Genomic DNA, 17,504 nt, shown 5'->3' with positions numbered 1-17,504 from the left:
TTATTCATTGAAAAGGTCGAATTCCAGAAGAAATAAATTTTCTTCAAATGTTAACTCCCATGATCCATTAGATATGGGGGCTTTTTCCGTGGTGTTCACTCGCGTATCCTCTTGTTTATTTTCTGCATTAGTTACTTCAGGTTCAGCGCTAGCAGAATTCAAGTTGTTTTCATTCTGATTCGCATTTGAGGATGATGCGCTTGGGCTCGAAACTGTATTCTCATCATTTTCGGGCATCTTAGAAATAGGTGAAGAAGAATCATTATTAGGCTTAGACTCATTCTCAACAGGTTCTGGCTTAATAATACTAGCTATAGGAAAATCTTCAGGTTTCATATCAGTTATTGTTTCTTTTTTTCTAAATCAATGGCCTTAGCTAGGTCATTGGCTGTGATTTCTAATTCTTGCAGTGGAACATGCTCTCCATCCGATGAAATGATGGCATTTTGTACTATATTCTGGATTTGTCTTCCATTGGCGCCTAGCTTTTTAACCATGTCTTGAAGCTGGCTTTCATTCTTAATTTTTATTCCTTTTTGAGCCAAAATCTTAGTAAACAAGGCATACTGATCCTTACTATTTAAAACTGGAAAGTCTACTTGCATCAAGGCTCTCTGGAACAATTCCTTACTGACCTTTGGCTTATCACTCGTGGCCAATAGGATCAAACAGCCATAGGACTCCATTTTTTGAATCAAGGTAGATATCAGTGCACGATGCGTATCGGAAGTCTCCGACTCAGTAAACAAATTGTCAGCATTATCGAATAGCAATAAAGCCGTATTTCGTTCTGCTTCTGCAAACAATAGATTGAGCGTCTTCTCAGCATCTTGAGATACTCCAACCAACGCACTGTAATCAACCTTGTAGAGTGGTATCCCTAGCTGATTGGCTAAACATATCGCTGCCATAGTTTTGCCTGTACCTTTAGCTCCTTCAAATATGGCTATGATACCCGCAGGATGAGCTGGGTTCACTTTAGCCCTTTGTTGATAGGCTTTTACCAGATGATCAATGCCTGACTGTGTATCCTTGGGCAGAATCATATCTTCGAAGCTATAGGACGAATGATCTCTGCTAGCCATGTCCGTAACTTTCTCAGGACTTGTAGCCAAATAATCACTAATAACCGCCTCGGTCGTCACTGCAACTCCAGTTTTTTCTTTCCCCTCAGCGGCTCGGCGCATGGTTTCTTCTATCCGAGTGTAGTCGGTTGTATAAGTATTGCTGAGCTGCTTATAATCGACATTGGTGACTTGCAAAAACTCATTGCCTACACTTTCCCATATCAACTGATTGATCTTCTGATCAGCCTTGACCAGTGTAACTGAATCGGTATTAATATTCTTGAATATAGTAGGTAGCGTTTTATGTTCGTCTTGTCCTACAATCAACAGGCTATTCTTCATGCTTAACCATGAGCGAATGAGCTTGGCTACATCAGCTTGTTCTTGAAAAGTAGATATACCATCTTCCCAATAGAGTACTCCGTTTCTAAGCATCACAAAGAGCAAGGTCTCAGTCAACTCTCCCACTGGATCTTTGATCGACTGAAAAAGTTCAGCATTGAATTGATACAATGGTCTTTGTAGCATTTGACTACAGTTGAAGGCATAAGATTTCCTTCGAGCATCGATTCCTCCAATAATACTAATAATCTGACCGATAGGCTTGTTCTTTACCTGATCTGCGGGTATGCCTAGCGCTGGCTTTGTTATTTGGCTGACCAGTCCAGATGCGTCTCTTGTGAGCTCATTGGTAGAAGCCAAATGCAACACCAAATCCTTTCCAGGAAGTAACTCAGATTGGATAAAATCATCTCCTAGCCTTTTTAGCATTCTCCATTTGAAGATCGGAGAATCATCTCTTAGCTGATTGATGAAAGTCGTTTTTTGATCGTAACTATCACACATCAAAGAGCTCACCAAATCAATAGTGGGTATTTTTCTTGCAGGGTTTGATGAAGCTTCCTTGAAGAAGTCTGTATACTTAGTATCCAGTGCTGGCAATAAGGTGAGTAGGATAAATGCAATGGATTGATCGTCCAGATTGAACTGTTCTTTTATTAATTGTACTTGGTTAGAAGCCCCCATACCTGTAACGGCTTGCGATAGTTTTTGACTCCACTCTTGTAGGTATGGAGTCATCTCGCTTGCCGATGATTGATTGGCTTTGCCAACGAGAACTAATGTCTCATCAGCAAATTGGGCTAATGATTGTATCTCTTGAATAGGCATGTTGATAGAGCTTGTTTTATGTTTGAAAAATTATGCTTCGTTAGAAGGTTCACTGTTAATGGTCTTAGCCACGGCTTCTTGTGCTTTTAGCATTTCTTGCTGCACAGTCTCATTGCTATGATTGATAGTGCTTTGTTCTGCTTGGACAGCTTGCTTCATATTATCATTGGCTAGTCCTGTTATCTTTTTAGCCTCTTCAGTGGCCTGAGTAGCACCAGTCATAGCGGACTTTAGTTGATTGGACATATTGTTAATCAACTCCTTCATGTGATCATCAGTGTAAGCCATAGCCTCTTGAGCATTAGCTATTTGTGGTGTTGGATCGTTAGCGTTAGATACTTGTTCTTGATTTTGTTTTTGTGACATGTCTTTGAATAAATCAGTTCCTGGAAATAAAGTTTGGTGAAGGCCGTCCTGCTTAGCTTTGAGAATACCTTCTTTAATAGATGCTAAAGTCTTTTGTCTAGCCATCTCTGTCTGACTCTTTAGCACTTCCAACTCATGTTGAAATTGCTTTTTACTTTCATCAAATACCGCCAAATCTTGTTCGGCGGGATGGTTCTGCTGAGGCTTTGGAGATGACATGATTAGTTGCTTTTTGATTCAGTATCTAAAGAATACAAACAGGAAAGCATCTAAGTCTATCATTAGGTAACAATCCCGATCAGATTCATTTCTAGATGAAAAACCGGAAATGCCTATACCTGTTTGTATTTCAATTCAATGTGTAGGTAGGACTAAGCAAATATTTTGCTAGTCGCCTTACCAGTAGAAGCTGTATCGATAGCATATAGCGTAGCTACACCTTGAGTAGTAGCTGCTTGAGCTGTGATATTAGCTTGCTGCTGATTAGTAGTAGCATTGTGAGCTGCATTAGCTAAAGCTTGCGCTGTTGCTTGATACAGGTTACCCATTGCTACCGATGGAGCATCACCCAATACTTTAGTATTTGCCTGGGTTACTGAGTCTGTTATTTGACTATTAACTGCAGTTGGAAAAGCCATGATTGATAAAATTTAAGTTGTAAAAAAATTTAAATGAAATTGTTTACTGATTAAGAATTCAAGATGTCGCTAGTTGCTACTCCTGTAGAAGCAGTATCTATCGCATATAGCGTCGTGACACCCATAGTTGTCGCTGCCTGAGCAGTAACATTGGTTTGTGACTGACTAGTCGTTGCGTTGTGAGCAGCGTTTGCCAGTGCCTGTGCTGTAGCCTGATAAAGATTACCTAAAGCTACCGAAGGAGCGTCACCCAATACTTTGGTATTGGCTTGGGTAACTGAATCTGTGATTTGATCATTAACTGATGTAGGAAATGCCATAATTGAAATGTTTATTGGTTTATTTAAATGTATTTTCACTTACTATCAATAGTATTAAACCATTGATAGTCTTTATCTTATAGTTAGCTATTTAAGATGTCTTTAGTAGCTATGCCTGTGGCAGCCGTATCCAAAGAATACAATAGAGCCACTCCTTGAGCTGTTGCAGCTTGCGCTGTGATATTGGTTTGTTGCTGACTAGTAGTCGCATTGTGAGCAGCGTTGGCTAATGCTTGTGCTGTTGCCTGGTATAAATTGGCCATTGCAACAGCTGGAGCAACGCCCAGGCTCATCACATTTGCTTGAGTAACTGAGTCAGTTATCTGACTGTTTACTGCGGTTGGAAATGCCATTTGATTTCGATTTTAGTTTAACAATTTATTTTTAGGAATTAAGAACCTTAGAGGTAGCTACCCCAGTAGATGCCGTATCGATAGCGTACAACGTCGCCACTCCCATAGTAGTAGCTGCCTGAGCAGTTACATTAGTTTGCTGTATCGCAGTAGCAGAGTTGTGTGCTGCATTACCTAGTGCTTGTGCAGTCGCTTGATAGAGGTTTCCCATAGCTACCGCAGCTGCATCGCCTAGTACCTTTGTGTTTGCCTGAGTTACCGAGTCGGTAATCTGGCTGTTGACTGGTGTATTCTGAGCCATAATTTTCGAATTTTAATTAATGAATTATTTTACTTTTCTTATTCTTTCTTTTTTGCTTCAAAGCTTAGTGATATCTCTATCTTCAGCGTTTGATCAACTAACTCAACATGCCATCGCCTTGCGATTAAAACTTGATCGAATAGACTAGATTAACAGCCTGTGCTCCTACAGCTTGCGCTACTATACTTCCTTGCTGCTGAATCACCGTCGAATTGTGAGCAGCATTACCCATCGCCTGAGCAGTCGCTTGATAGAGCGTACTTACCGCCACTGATGGTGCTTGCCCCACTACCAAAGTATTGGTCTCAGTTAGTGAATCGGTTACTTGAGCATTTACGGTTGACTTCTGCATATTCTTATCTATGAGTTATTCTTTCGTTTTAAGTGTCCGTACAACTTTCCTAAGTGTCCAGCCACTTTTGCAGTTCAGTGACTACCACCCGGATTAGGGTTCGAAGGACTACTAGGTGTAGTTGGAGTCGTTGGAGTAGCCGGCGGATCCGTTTTGCTAGGTGTACTGCTCGGATTATCTACGATCTCCACCTTCACCGTTTCAGATGGATTGCCAGGCTCTCCTTTAGGACCTTGCTCACCTACGATGCCAATCGGACCTTGTGCCCCCGTCGCTCCTACAGGTCCTCTCAAACCATCTGGTCCTATTTCACCCGCAGGACCTTTTGGACCCGGAGGACCTGGAGGGCCTGGAGTATGAGGTTTCTCTCCTATTGTTGCAATGATCCTCGCACAGGTGCTCGTAGTCGCAGCAGCATTGACCATTTGGGCATTGTGCTGAGCGGAGACTGCATTGTGCATCGACATTCCCAGAGTCTCCGCCATCACGGTGTTTACCATAGTCATTGACTTAGACTCCTCTCTCTCGGTAAGCAAATCCTGAAGCTGCTTCAGGTTGTTTATTATCTCTGAATTGTCCATGATAATTTTTTCTTTTCTAATTCTAGTTGTTCGTAAGGCAATAGCCCTTTGAGTTTATTTCTCGACCCTTTGGTCGAATAGTTTAAAAATCTCGTAGATGCCCGTCTGGCAGCTTTATTCAATTGACCCCGAAGTAGGTGATAAGAACAAATTGCTCTCCGTATCTACTACTATGGTTGTTTTGTATTTTTCAGTCGTTATACTAAATAACTGTTCTTGACCATCCTGTGGCATAGGTTCGGGTTCAAATTGTCCTCTAGCCACTTCTTGTTTGATGAATGACAAAAACTGTTCTATGTTCTTTCGTAGTTGCTCATCCGATGCCCCATGAATAGGTATGTTTTTAGATAAGCTATCCATAGCTGATGCCTTCATCTGATACCCTACGAATTTGGTAGTTGAAATAAAATCCTTCAGATGATCCATCAATTCCTTCTGTGAATTAAAAGACCCTACCTGAGGCACGTAGATCAGGTTAAAACACACATTGTCCAACATATTGTACATATCATTGATCTGCTCTGATCTGGCTGCAGAGTCAGGCTGATCAGTGAGTTGATGATTGATACAATTGATATAGAAGTTAGAGTAGTGCACAAATTCACTACTGTTAGAAGCCTTACTCAGTGCAAAGGCTATCGCTTCATTTGTTTCCTCTCCTTCCTTGATAGATTTCTGAAACTTGTATAGCTCCAATTGATCCTCAAATCCTATTCCTTGGAAAACTGGAGCATCGGTTTGATTGTATTGCTTAAGAAAAGATGCATTCGTCACTAGCTGCTTATTAGTCGTCAGTGAATACCTTTTGGACAGTGAAGCTATGCTGGCAGACTGACTGGCATTGGTATCAAACAACTCAATAAGCAACTCCAAATCAGCCTCATCAAAAGTAAGAATGGTCTCAAGATGGATGGTAAATGCTTTGCATCGAAGCAAAAGCGTCTCATGCAAACCGCTCTGTATCTTCAACAACAAGTCCTGCTCATTTTGAGCATAGTATACTGACAGCCCAGGATTGGTCAATGCCCATTTCAACCATGCGTATCCGTCATTGATCAATTTCAAAGTAGTCAGAAACTGCGATGAAAATGCATTGATATTGTCAATCTGTTTACCAGCCATGAAAACCATGTGTGTTGTTGTTTATAGGTAAATAAATATTACTGTCCTGAGGGATATCCTTTAAGTGCATCTGCCGCATTAGTACTAACGGTTAAGAAGTTAGCCGAAGCAGCTACAGACATAGACTGAGCCAGTTCCAGAGCCTTTGCGTACTTTGATTCACCAGTTGCGAGAAACTGTGCCATCGCTACCCCCTGAGCTGTAGTGCTCATCGTGTTGACGTTTCTTAAGTTATCCGTAGCATCCTGAATGGCTATCGCAGTAGACTGCGCCACCGACTGGTATGCTTTCCCTGCTCCCTCCTGTCTTACTACAGTAGACACCGGAGTAGAAGCTTGTGATACGACTCCAATTGAAGAATTTTGCTGATTTGCCATGGTATTAGTTCTATTTTTTGGATTTAATCGATTATTATCTTTTCTATCTGTTACCTATCTATCACTTAGCATTGCCCCCTTTTTTCACAATCATAGCACAGGCTACTCCGGTACACGCTGTCGAAACCATTTGACCATTTTTCTGATTTGAAGCACCGTTTTGCATGACCATGCCAATCGACCCTGTCATGGCAATAAAGCTTTGTATCAATGTAGGACTCATAGTTTTGTATCTTTATTATTTAATTTCTTATACAAACCTATCTTCTGAATGCTTTGATTGATTGTATAAAAAACGGCTCGTCTTATCTTTTTTTGACTTCAGTAGATTTATGGTTAAAAAAGGTGGAAATGACCCCTTCTGAATAGTAGATCTAAACACTGATGGGGTGCAGTCATACGCTTCCTTGAATGATCTACTGAAATGGGCTGTATCAAAAAAACCAGTGGTATAGCCTATACTGGTGACAGATGCATCATCATACACTAAAGCTTCCGCAGCATACTGTAAACGAACGTTCTTGATAAATTTTTTTACCGATAGACTCAGTAATTCATCTATTGTCTTATCTATATAGTCAGGTTCGACCGCCAAATACCCAGCGAGTATTCTTACATTTAATCCATCCTGCTGGATATTCTCTATAATAGTAGACAGCACTTGACCTATGAATGGATGTGAGTTTTGAAGCCAAGTGAGGTACTGAACGTCATTTTTAGAGAAGGGACTATTACAGTGATACTTAAATGACAATGGCTCCTTCTTATGTTCCAATCGATAATCTGAAGGGCTTTTATGAAACCATTTTTTGAAGGTTCGACAAAAGTTACCTTGTAAAAGGAAACCTGTCTTGTAGGTAATCTCTTTGATCGAATCATTGGTCTCAAGCAACAATACACTGGCGTATTCTAGCCGGTAGTACTTGATCAGGTCTACGGGTGTATATCCTGTCAATGCCTTTATCTTTCGTGTGAGTTGAACGTGAGACATATTCATCTCTTCGGACAATGACTGAGGATCATAATATGCATTAGATAGGTTGTTTAAGATTTTGGCCTTTGTAGTATGAAGAAGTGTGCTTTCTTCTTCGGACAATCGCTGAGAAAGTAAATTAGGCTCTAGCTGGGTTTTGATGGTATTGTATTTCATTGGGCACAGTGATTCTATTCCCTAGAGTCGATTTGACTTTTAGGGATGGGTTTAAAATTTTTAAAGAATGGATAGTATGAACCTAGTTAGGCAATTGCCTAATATTGGTCTTTACTGCTGACTTGAGAGACTACTTTTGCTTGAAGAAATAATCTAGCTCAGCTAGTACAATTGATCTGTGGATCAGTTGTCTTCTGATCAGATGGGTATCAAACCTTTTAAGACATTTGTTGAATGCAACTTCAGTTTTATTCTTTGTGAGAACAATGAAGTGTTTGATATCAATGGGGTAATCAAATCAATTACACCTTGACGATAGAAAGTAATTTGGGTGGCAATAGAATACATTTTGATCGGGAATTATAGTTTACAATATGAAATCAAAGTCTATCGCATCATCTAGTGTGATGATTCACTCAACTTTTGATCACATTCAAAAGTGAGGATTTCATCTCTAGTGTATTTACCCTAAAAGGGTGACTATGGTAAATACCTCTTTTGTAGTATCCATAGGGCATAAAAGAAAGACCAAACTACCAGTATCATTTTACTTTGATGATGGTAGTTTAGTCTTGAGGAATTACTTTGATGGAAGAGGCTTTGGTTGAGTTAATTGGCTTGACTAGTCAGAAGAGTACCTATATAATAGTACAATTAATTACACAGGTCTTGATGGAGTTATCAAAGTAAAAATTTCGGACTAGTTTGACTATGGATAAGGCTATATCAAAAATAGAATCGCAATGGAATTGCGATCGAGCGGGGTTACTATTTGAAATTGTAAAACTGAGTTTTGATGAACCGCCGTATACCAGATCTGTACAGCTTGTCCCGTACTTGATACGGGGTACGGTGGTGTGAGAGGTGCACTCCGTTCCTAATAAGGGGCGGAGCCGTCTACACGATTAGCATCAGTTTTGTTCATTCAGAAGGCTCAGATCAGATATTTAATGAATAAAGCTTGATCCACTTTTTCTTGCTCTGCCTCATACTGCTTCAAGAATTCTAGTGCCTGCTAATAGTTTACTTAAATAATTAATTTATATAGTTTTAGTTTGGTTCTCTATCAATCGCATAAATGAACCTTAACGAAGCCAATTTTGCTCCCTGAATTACTCCACCAATTGCCCCAAAATATGTTTCCAAGTTAAGCTTGGTTGTCAAGTTATTCTGTCTGATTTTTTGGAATCATAGATTTTCCTTTGAATTACTAAAATTTTCTCGCACTCAAGAGTTGGGGCATACCAAGGTTAAATCTTGTAATGAATGCAATTGATATAAAAAGAATCTCCGTCTGAGCAAGCATAATATTCTTTCATGATGTCTTATTGGGAATTGATTTATCCAACTTAAACTGTTTATAATTGTTCTGTCAATTCTTTTTAATATCTCCTTTAGTTTTCCGTTCAATTTCAAGTGCATAAGCAACACTTGGAGATTTTGACTTTATTTCAAAGGCATATATACTCCCTTTGGGTAGTCAGTTGTTTTTTACAAAATGAATATGGTATTTCAAATTGCTAATAAGATCATTATTAACTTCATTTATATTGACTTCTTATTAATGCGAAATAAGATATAGCACGGGCCTAAAACATTTGGTAGCTTCATATTATTGAGCTTTTATGCACCTACATGATAATCTGTTGTTTTTTGAAACTCCCTGTCTAGTAATAAGATCCTGGTCATGAAATATATCTCTCCAATAGGCTAAAGCCGATGAAGTCTCTGTTGATGTCCAAAAAGCAGCATCTGTACCAACAGCAATGAATTCATTCATATCTGAAAAATAATACCCAGCTGGCAAAGCACTAAAACCAAATTCATCAGTTCCAGCAACACCTTCTCTCCATAGGTCATTTAATGCACGTAATTTACCTCCAGCTCCAAGTCTATAGCCTGTTTTTTTCACTTCATCTTCTGACATACCTACAAATAGTTCAAGTTCTTTCCAATCTTGATCGGAAGGAACTTTCCATCCTGTAGGGCAAGCTCCTTGAATACCATTTAGTGTATTATTTGAAGTTTTAGAAGCATCTATAACTGAGGCCCAATCGTATAAAGCACCATATATTTCAGCATAAGATGATTCATTATTATACCAACTATATTCTATTGGTCTTCCGTCACTATAATGTATTGAGCGCAAATTCTCTGTCATCCACCATTGATTTCCGATTTTTATTACACGATACTCGTTGCCATCATAATCAACTATAGTTTCAGATTCAGCTGCTTCTGCAATGTCGAGTTCGAGATAACCAAATTCTGAGGCATCACGATTTAATGTATTTATAACCTCTATTGTTACATTCGTTGCATTGTCTGAAGATATTGTAAAATTGATTGGCAGTGGGTAATTTACCATTTCAGCAAGTTCAGAGCCAATTAAAGGAGTGGCATACTCTGTAAATCCATTAATATTTCTAAGTTCAAAAAAGCTGATAGAATAATCTCCAGGATTCAATTCGATTGGATCAATTGCGATTGAACTAGCGTCGAATTTACTAATAGGTATTTCAGTTTTATTATAATCAGCTAAAGGGCCATCATTGTCAGTAATCGAAACAACGATAGAATGTATATTTTCAAAGTTGGTTGAGTAAGATCTACTAAAAGACTGTTTGGTTTCTTTAGGGCTAAAAGTAATGGATCCAGATCCAAATTCTTTTGTTATGGGATTGTTATCCTTATTGCAAGCCACAATCATGTGAATTAATAGAATTAGAGTAAATAGATTTATTTTCTTCATTTATTTATTATTAAGTTATCTAAAATCGAATCAAATACCAATTCAATGTAAAAGTAATTATAAGTACAAGGATATGGACAAATCACATAATTTTATTACATCACGTAAAATTCAAGTAAGTTAATTCACAATCGTCAAACTAATATGTTAGTTAATTTACAACCTTAAGTTTGGTAAACTTATGAGTGTTGATTAAATATAAAATGGTTATTTATGATGAGATAATTTGCAGTTTGTTGTGTTGAATGCTAACGATCCTGTATGAATCGTGCGTCTTGGTGAAGATAATGTTTCATATACTAAATAGCCAACTCTACGAGATGGGTTCTTACTTTTTTATTTCTCAGTAGGCCAATTCGCAGAATTGGCGGAGCTACCAGAATGTAGCAAAACTTTCAGCTAGCATTCTCCAAGCATGATTTCATCACAGCTAGTGTGTGCCTTGAATGGTGAATATAGTCTCAAAAGAGAAACGTTCCAAAAGGTGAGAGTCCTGTAAGCGCGGGAGTCGTTACCCGAAGCTAAGCAAGTGGCAAGCTGGTTTACCGTGAGGTATGCAGTGAAGTAAGCCAGACTGCGGTATCTGAACTGATGAACAGAAACTAGATACAGAGGCTATTTGATGGGATGAGGTAACACATCTTACCGAAGTCCAAAGCTCGAAAGAGTTAGTGTCGACATAGTAGATCTTGCAGGATTAGATACAAGGATATTCGCCTTACCAAGGGAGATCTTAAACTCCACGAGATGGAGACTAAGAAGTCAGCAGACGCCATGGTACCAATGGGCAGAGCCATCACCCCGCTCGGTCGCATATGTTTTACGACTGAAATCTAGTCTAGATAGAAATATCTAGCAATTGCATTGCGGTGTTCTTAATGTTAATTAGTAGCTATAGCTAACCGATAGAACACTACTTAGATATCTTTTTGAGCATGATAATTGTTCCCAGATAAGAATATATCACTGGAACAACCCTAATGACAATTCAGATGATGGTAAGAGAGACTTTGATCAGAAGTATATGGATATCTCAAGACATTTTGAAAACAAGATCAAAATGAGAAATCGAGTAATGGCATTTAAAAAATATAGCAGTTGCCCACAATGGCAAGATCAATAGTATATTTTATTTAGTCTTCCAATTTTAAATTGACTAAATCAATGAACTCAAATCCTTTACTACACTCACCACAAAGAGTAAAAACAAAGACCACCAAAAGTATTTCTTTGTTTTGAAATATCCCTTTCTATTCATCGGTCTGCCTATTGCCTCAGAAATCAATGGAATAGATCTATTAAGTCCTAGACCTGGAATTGGAAGTATCTCATAGTACAAAATCAAACACAAAAGGAATCCGGTTATTCTCAAGAAGTGTGACCAAGAATCATTTGAAGACCATAATTTGGCTAAACCTATAGAGCCTCCTAGTCTATTTTTAGTTTTCACTTCCCCTATAAACAGACTCACAAATGCCTTGCTATTTACATAAAAAACCTCAAATGGATAAGTAGCCCCCGATTTAATAGATTGTAATAAGGATAATCTCTCTTGATCATATTCCAATCCTATCCTACTGGTAAACCCCAAAATATTGTCTTGATCTTTTTGACACTCGAGTATTATCTCTTCTCCTTGTCTAAGTACAGTAAGCCAAACGTAGTTTGATTTGGATTGACTAATCTCATCTTTAAAAGAAGCCAAAGATTTCACAGGCTTATTATCTACTTTTATGATTTGATCTCTTTTCTTCAATTTGGCAAAATAGGCGAATGAACTCGAAACAATGCTATCTATAGTAAATGGAGCATTTATAGTAAATAAGCTATCTGGTTTTAGCTGGTTAGCTGGTATGAATATGTCAATCAATGTGTCATCTCTCTCTACAGTCAATCGAATCGAGTCTCTATCACTTTCCTGTATAAAAATATCCCTGTATTCTTTTAGCACAGAACCGTTGACCTGTAGAATTTTGTCTCCTTCTTCGAACCATGTCATCCCATCTTGTGAAGGATACACACCATATTTATTGAATTCCTCTATAGATAGAATGGTTCTAGGGGTCATGTAGTTAACACCCGTAAATATTACCATCGCCATAAGGAAACTAAATATAGCTCCACTATAAATTGTCAAAAGTCTCGTTAAAATAGAATGCTTCGTAAGCTGCCATTCATAACTAATAGGTTCTTTTACAAATTCATCATACTTATAGAACTTAGCTAACCAAGGCAACGGAATAAACCAACCTACGTGGAGTTCTAATTTTTTTAACTTTAGCTTAAATAATTGCTTAGTACCATAGCCAATAAAGACCCTTGTATCATGTACACCTAATAAGATTGAAGTGATAAATTTTCCTATTAAATAAATGGAATTAACAATAAGGAAGCCGAGTACCGGAAAGAATGAAGCCATATTGGTATTAGGTTATTTTTGCGATCGCAAGATAATATTATCATTTTAATCTTTCTGCTTGAAGATTGTTCTTTGCTTAAATAGCATTATCCTTTCAATAATATTGCCGCACTTTTAGATTTAGGAATACTTAGGAAGGCCATCATAAACACTCTCTGGTCGGATCGGTTGAATATCTTCTTGTAATGATTCTGTAAGTGAACATGGGCATGCCCTATCACAGCTTGTTAGCTACTTTTTAAATTATGAACATTATATAAGAGGTTAATGCAAATGCAAGAATTGACATCCAATACAAAATATCACCTCCTGGTCGAAACGCTTTTTCAATCGTCATTAATATTAATGAGATGAAGAGGCTCCAGTTAATGAAAATATAGTCTCTACTGTTATACTTAATATTAGAAAGTTTATAAGAGGTAACCAGTCTGAATATTTTCGATACCTTGATATCAATTCCTTTTTTGATCAACTCTACTCTAAGCTTTCCAGCCTGTCGACCCAAGGGCATTAGCATGCTGTTATTTCCAAACTTAAGTTGGGCCGAATTATAGGAAGTTGTGTGCGAACCGTATCCGTAATCAAGTTTTGTGATAGAAGGTTGATTTCCTGACTCTGAATAAAAGGAAGTTTGTTGTTCTGTGAGTTTAATTTCATCTTTCGGCAAGAAGAGATCCAGCAAATATGTAACACTGAATAACAGAATTGTCGCAAATGTAATATTTAGTTTGTCTAAGGTCATTTTAGATAATCTGGTATCTAACATACTCCATCTATTCACATTATATATATCACATAATAGTTCAATTGATACCTACAATAATAGAATATCCGAAACTACAAACAAACCAAAATCACATGTATACTATTTCTTACTTAAAACCCGCTCGGTCGCAAATGTTTTGCGACTGAAATCAAGCTTATATAGAAGTATCTAGCAATTTCATTTCGGTGTTCTTAATTTTAATTGGTAGCTATGGCTAACCGGTACAAGATTCGTGATAATGAAGGGTTGTACTTTTTGACTTTTACCATTATAAACTTGATGGTGTCAGGAGAGTGAAGTTATAGGATTAGGTTGAATATGGAGGTCGCATCAGAGTTGCTATATGTAGATACAATCGTAATGCAATTTTGTCTAGTTAGTTGATTTGATGAACCGCCGTATACCAGATCGGTACAACCTGTCCCGTACTTGATACGGGATACGGTGGTGTGAGAGGCGCTCCGTGAGCTTATGGCTCACGGCCGTCTACTCGATTATGATTTTTATTCTTTTACGGTGTATGGAATTTCAAAACTGCTTAAGTCGAGTTGGTTGTAGCTAAGGTTAGGAGAATTATAAGTGATTACAATATAAGTTTCGTCTTGACAATTAGGACCTCCAGAGCATACGTTGCAGACTTCTTCTGTTTCAATTGCATTATAGCTGATATTTGAAATTGTATCGTTTTGCTGAAGGTCAATATTTTTTATGAGCAATTTGGATTCAGAAAATGGGAAGCGAAAGTTTGAGTATTCTTCACCAATTTTAAGTTGAAGCGTTGAGCTACCAAATTCGATCGGAACAAAGCTTGTTTCGATACTATCTAAGGGTGTGTTATCAAGTTTGAGTTGAACCACCGTTATGCTATCGAAATCTTCGGAGTTAAGTTGTTGACTCGATGTAATCTCAAAAGCTAAAGTGATCACAGGGTTGTCTTTCGAGAAGCATGCACGTTCAGTACATTGACAGGTCGAATCAGCTAATTCAGAACATGCTACTGAAATCAGAATAACACAAAGCGCGAAGATTATTGTTAGGTTATAAGTTTTCATGTGCTTAATAAATCATAACGACCAGATATAGCTTTGTGTGCTTATTGTTTCTAAAGGTACTAAAGTAGTGAATCTATCTTGAATGTAGGACGCTTTTCACGAAAAGCAAAGGTGAGCTGATTTCTCTGATGTTCAGCCGTCCATTGAGCCACCTGCTTTCCACCACTTGCACCGACCGAGCAGAAAGTTACTTATATACAGAATCGCTGCTAGGTAGATAGAATTCACGGTTAGTTCGAAACCTAGTCAGCTAAAGACAGCGTGCCCATAAACTATATCTATTGTTAGAGACTTTTTTCGGATAATGAATGGACAACAGAAAAAACTATTACCACAAGAGGAATGACGATCATCAGATGATATGCAAGCTGTACCTTGAGATAGTATTTTAGTCTGATTTTCAAACAATTCATCGTACTTAATTCGAAATATTCTTTATGCTCTGCTTTAAATTTAGCGTAGTCTATGCTGTCATGATTAGGATAACTTTCCAATATGTCTTGGTACTTGTTACTAATGGATTTACAAAAGTCTGTATCAGGTTTAAATGATTTATCTTCTAACGTTTTGTATATTCTTAATTCGTCATAGAGAGCAGATATTTTAAGGGCACAGTCTTGATAGTTTCGAGCCCTTATCTTGAAATCTTGAGCCGCTTCCATCTGGCTAAATGCAAGTAAGAGGATAGATAACGTTGTCGAACCAAATGCAATAAGATTGTCACTTATAGCAGTTTCTCCTGTTATTTTATAAACTGATAACAGTCCTAAAATGATTAAGTAAGCTGACAAGAAGCCAATTGCCTTATTTGACAAGTCGTTTTGAGTCAGTAGCCTTTTACTTGCTCCGAACCTGATGGCTTTAGTTGACCAAAATTTGTAGTTCAACTCTTCAAGAAAAGTCTTGTTAAGATGGTCTTTGTAGGTTGGGAATTTTGAGTTAGGTTTTTCCATTTTTGATTGTCTCTAACGTAGTTATAATGTTAATGTGTATAATGGTGATTATACAGCATTATGTCAAATCTAACGGATTCTTGATATTCATGAAATTGGAGTTCGCTACTTGTGTATAGATTTCGGTGGTTTTTGTGGATTTGTGTCCTAGTAATATTTGTATATATCGAATATACGCTCGGTCGCAAATGTTTTGCGACTGAAATCTAGCTTATATAGAAGTCCCTAGCCTTTTTAATGATGCACTTGAGTTGCTTCCATCTTATTAGAAACAAAGCATAATGCAGCCTAAAATGGTGATAGTTACCCTGAACCCAAGTGAAGGGTCTTCTAAGTCCTTAGTTAGATATTTCGCTCCGCTCAATATGACTGCGTTTTTTTATAATGAAATGACTTTTGAAGCTTTTTATATAGAGTAGAAGGTACAATACTCTATCTTGATAAGGGGGCTGGGGGGATTAATCTATGAATCCAAAAAGTAGAATAATATTAAAAACTTGCTTGACTTGGGTTACTTTTTGAGTTCCCAACACCCCTTTGGAAGTGCTGATAAATGGGCTATTTAGTAAGGTGATTCTACAAAAATACAGAGCAAAAAGACACTACATTTCATACTATTTTTCTAGAAAAAGCCTTAGTGAAATGATCTTCAAAAAACCCATTTTAAAGGTGTTAATGAATAACGGTACTTTGGATACGAGAAAAGAAGAAACAACTAATTGTGTTCTCTTTTTTCCTTAAATACCACTTGAAAAAGCACTTACTATCGTTTTTTCATCCCCTAACTACGAAAAAAAAAAATCACACGTGGTATTTTTTTTTCCACGTGTGATTTTTAAAAATTGTAAGCGTCATTTTAGACCTTTTTAAGCATGAAATTCATGATTTCATGCTTATTTATTCTAGTCTTTCTGGAACTGTACTGTCTTCTGCATGTCCTTTAGCTTTTTACCTGGGGTGAAAAGAATTTTTGTTCCCTTGATCGATCCTGCGGTTACTTCCTTTTCTGTAGGCATTCCCATACTGCTAATCGAAAGTCGTAAACTGCCTAAATCTCCTAAGCGTATGATACTACCATTGGATAGTTCTGTAGTCGCAACATCTACTAGTGCATATAATACCCCTCGGATATCGGCTCCACTCATCGTACTCATTCTCTCGATGTGCGCGGTCAACAATTCAATATTCGTTTCTCCTGATAATTTTGTGCTGGCATAGAACTTCTTAGTTCCACCCCCTACTACTCCTGGTTGTCCTTTTTCAATTACTTTAAATTTAACTGCCATGGTTAATTATGTTTTTAAGTTACTTAAATAATTAAATACGCAAGCCTTGTCAATGCTGACATTGCTTTGCTTTACTGCTCTTATGTCCTTGGGAAACGCTTATTGATGCTGCAGGCTAGGCAGATTAGATGGGTTAGGTTTCCTGTGTATCTAAGATTAGCATCACAACATTAAGAAAGTATTACGGAATTGCCAACAGATTGTAAGTTTTTTCTAAAATAACGGTGTAGTTTAACAAATAGCCGTCTTCGCGAGCGCAGCGCAGCGATCTATTCAGGTAATGTAGCTGCTTCACTTTAACAGATTACTTCGTCATACTTCCTCGTAATAGACGATGATTTTTGAGAACCCTTCACTCCACTTTTTGTTACCTTAATGCAAGGAAAGATCTAGCTACTATGGAGTTATTTTCTCGATGATGTAGATTCTTCCTCACATCAGAATGAAAATACGACCTAACTAATCGTCATCCCAAAAAG

20 protein-coding genes are annotated in these 17,504 nt (G+C 37.7%); 1 reads left to right on the top strand and 19 read right to left on the bottom strand.

All coding sequences use genetic code 11. From position 1 onward, the window contains the following. From DKG80_RS04500 to DKG80_RS04440, 13 genes are all read right to left on the bottom strand, one after another. Window positions 1-336: a hypothetical protein gene (locus tag DKG80_RS04500; protein WP_109830080.1), complete on the bottom strand. Its 336-nt coding sequence runs from the start codon at window positions 334-336 to the stop codon at window positions 1-3. A 5-nt stretch (window positions 337-341) separates the two neighbouring features. After that, on the bottom strand, window positions 342-2,237 hold the full coding sequence (locus tag DKG80_RS04495; protein ID WP_109830079.1) for an AAA family ATPase: 1,896 nt from the start codon (window positions 2,235-2,237) through the stop codon (window positions 342-344). Window positions 2,238-2,267: 30 nt separating this feature from the next. Beyond that, a complete protein-coding gene (locus DKG80_RS04490) occupies window positions 2,268-2,822 on the bottom strand; it encodes a hypothetical protein (RefSeq protein WP_109830078.1) in 555 nt (184 codons plus the stop codon). Between the two features lie 152 nt (window positions 2,823-2,974). Beyond that, window positions 2,975-3,241 carry a RebB family R body protein gene (locus tag DKG80_RS04485; protein WP_109830077.1) on the bottom strand — a complete coding sequence of 89 codons (267 nt, stop codon included), beginning with the start codon at window positions 3,239-3,241 and terminating at the stop codon, window positions 2,975-2,977. Window positions 3,242-3,291: 50 nt separating this feature from the next. Further along, a complete protein-coding gene (locus tag DKG80_RS04480; protein WP_109830076.1) occupies window positions 3,292-3,561 on the bottom strand; it encodes a RebB family R body protein in 270 nt (89 codons plus the stop codon). A gap of 83 nt (window positions 3,562-3,644) precedes the next feature. Further along, complete coding sequence (locus tag DKG80_RS04475; RefSeq protein WP_109830075.1) at window positions 3,645-3,914, bottom strand: RebB family R body protein; 270 nt, start codon at window positions 3,912-3,914, stop codon at window positions 3,645-3,647. A gap of 31 nt (window positions 3,915-3,945) precedes the next feature. Continuing rightward, window positions 3,946-4,215, bottom strand: a complete 270-nt coding sequence (locus tag DKG80_RS04470) for a RebB family R body protein (RefSeq protein ID WP_109830074.1) — start codon at window positions 4,213-4,215, stop codon at window positions 3,946-3,948. A gap of 124 nt (window positions 4,216-4,339) precedes the next feature. After that, window positions 4,340-4,567 (bottom strand): RebB family R body protein, encoded by a 228-nt coding sequence (locus DKG80_RS04465; RefSeq protein ID WP_109830073.1) that lies wholly within the window; start codon window positions 4,565-4,567, stop codon window positions 4,340-4,342. A gap of 74 nt (window positions 4,568-4,641) precedes the next feature. Next, window positions 4,642-5,148 carry a RebB family R body protein gene (locus DKG80_RS04460; protein ID WP_109830072.1) on the bottom strand — a complete coding sequence of 169 codons (507 nt, stop codon included), beginning with the start codon at window positions 5,146-5,148 and terminating at the stop codon, window positions 4,642-4,644. 114 nt (window positions 5,149-5,262) lie between these two features. After that, entirely contained in the window at window positions 5,263-6,270 is a 1,008-nt protein-coding gene (locus DKG80_RS04455; protein ID WP_109830071.1) for a hypothetical protein, read from the bottom strand. A gap of 38 nt (window positions 6,271-6,308) precedes the next feature. Then, on the bottom strand, window positions 6,309-6,647 hold the full coding sequence (locus DKG80_RS04450; RefSeq protein WP_109830070.1) for a hypothetical protein: 339 nt from the start codon (window positions 6,645-6,647) through the stop codon (window positions 6,309-6,311). A gap of 61 nt (window positions 6,648-6,708) precedes the next feature. After that, a complete protein-coding gene (locus DKG80_RS04445; RefSeq protein ID WP_109830069.1) occupies window positions 6,709-6,870 on the bottom strand; it encodes a RebB family R body protein in 162 nt (53 codons plus the stop codon). A gap of 27 nt (window positions 6,871-6,897) precedes the next feature. Further along, window positions 6,898-7,797 (bottom strand): helix-turn-helix transcriptional regulator, encoded by a 900-nt coding sequence (locus DKG80_RS04440; RefSeq protein ID WP_109830068.1) that lies wholly within the window; start codon window positions 7,795-7,797, stop codon window positions 6,898-6,900. Between the two features lie 482 nt (window positions 7,798-8,279). On the opposite strand from DKG80_RS04440, the gene DKG80_RS21390 reads away from it, so the two are divergent. After that, window positions 8,280-8,405, top strand: coding sequence for a hypothetical protein (locus tag DKG80_RS21390; protein ID WP_262509892.1), 126 nt, complete (start codon window positions 8,280-8,282; stop codon window positions 8,403-8,405). Between the two features lie 1,004 nt (window positions 8,406-9,409). On the opposite strand, the gene DKG80_RS04435 is transcribed toward DKG80_RS21390, so the two are convergent. From DKG80_RS04435 to DKG80_RS04410, 6 genes are all read right to left on the bottom strand, one after another. Further along, entirely contained in the window at window positions 9,410-10,549 is a 1,140-nt protein-coding gene (locus DKG80_RS04435) for a fibrobacter succinogenes major paralogous domain-containing protein (RefSeq protein WP_109830067.1), read from the bottom strand. Between the two features lie 1,156 nt (window positions 10,550-11,705). Next, the gene (locus DKG80_RS04430; protein WP_109830066.1) at window positions 11,706-12,968 is read right to left on the bottom strand and encodes a site-2 protease family protein; all 1,263 of its coding nucleotides are present in this window, start codon (window positions 12,966-12,968) and stop codon (window positions 11,706-11,708) included. A gap of 238 nt (window positions 12,969-13,206) precedes the next feature. After that, the gene (locus tag DKG80_RS04425; protein WP_162555678.1) at window positions 13,207-13,710 is read right to left on the bottom strand and encodes a hypothetical protein; all 504 of its coding nucleotides are present in this window, start codon (window positions 13,708-13,710) and stop codon (window positions 13,207-13,209) included. 527 nt (window positions 13,711-14,237) lie between these two features. Next, a complete protein-coding gene (locus tag DKG80_RS04420; RefSeq protein ID WP_109830064.1) occupies window positions 14,238-14,786 on the bottom strand; it encodes a hypothetical protein in 549 nt (182 codons plus the stop codon). Between the two features lie 284 nt (window positions 14,787-15,070). Then, window positions 15,071-15,739, bottom strand: coding sequence for an SLATT domain-containing protein (locus DKG80_RS04415; protein ID WP_109830063.1), 669 nt, complete (start codon window positions 15,737-15,739; stop codon window positions 15,071-15,073). 902 nt (window positions 15,740-16,641) lie between these two features. Continuing rightward, window positions 16,642-17,025 (bottom strand): HU family DNA-binding protein, encoded by a 384-nt coding sequence (locus tag DKG80_RS04410; protein ID WP_109830062.1) that lies wholly within the window; start codon window positions 17,023-17,025, stop codon window positions 16,642-16,644. Window positions 17,026-17,504: the final 479 nt, after the last annotated feature.

Origin of the sequence: Reichenbachiella versicolor, from assembly GCF_003171675.1 — a bacterium.
GTDB lineage: Bacteria > Bacteroidota > Bacteroidia > Cytophagales > Cyclobacteriaceae > Reichenbachiella > Reichenbachiella versicolor.
This window is presented reverse-complemented; position numbering and strand designations above follow the sequence as displayed.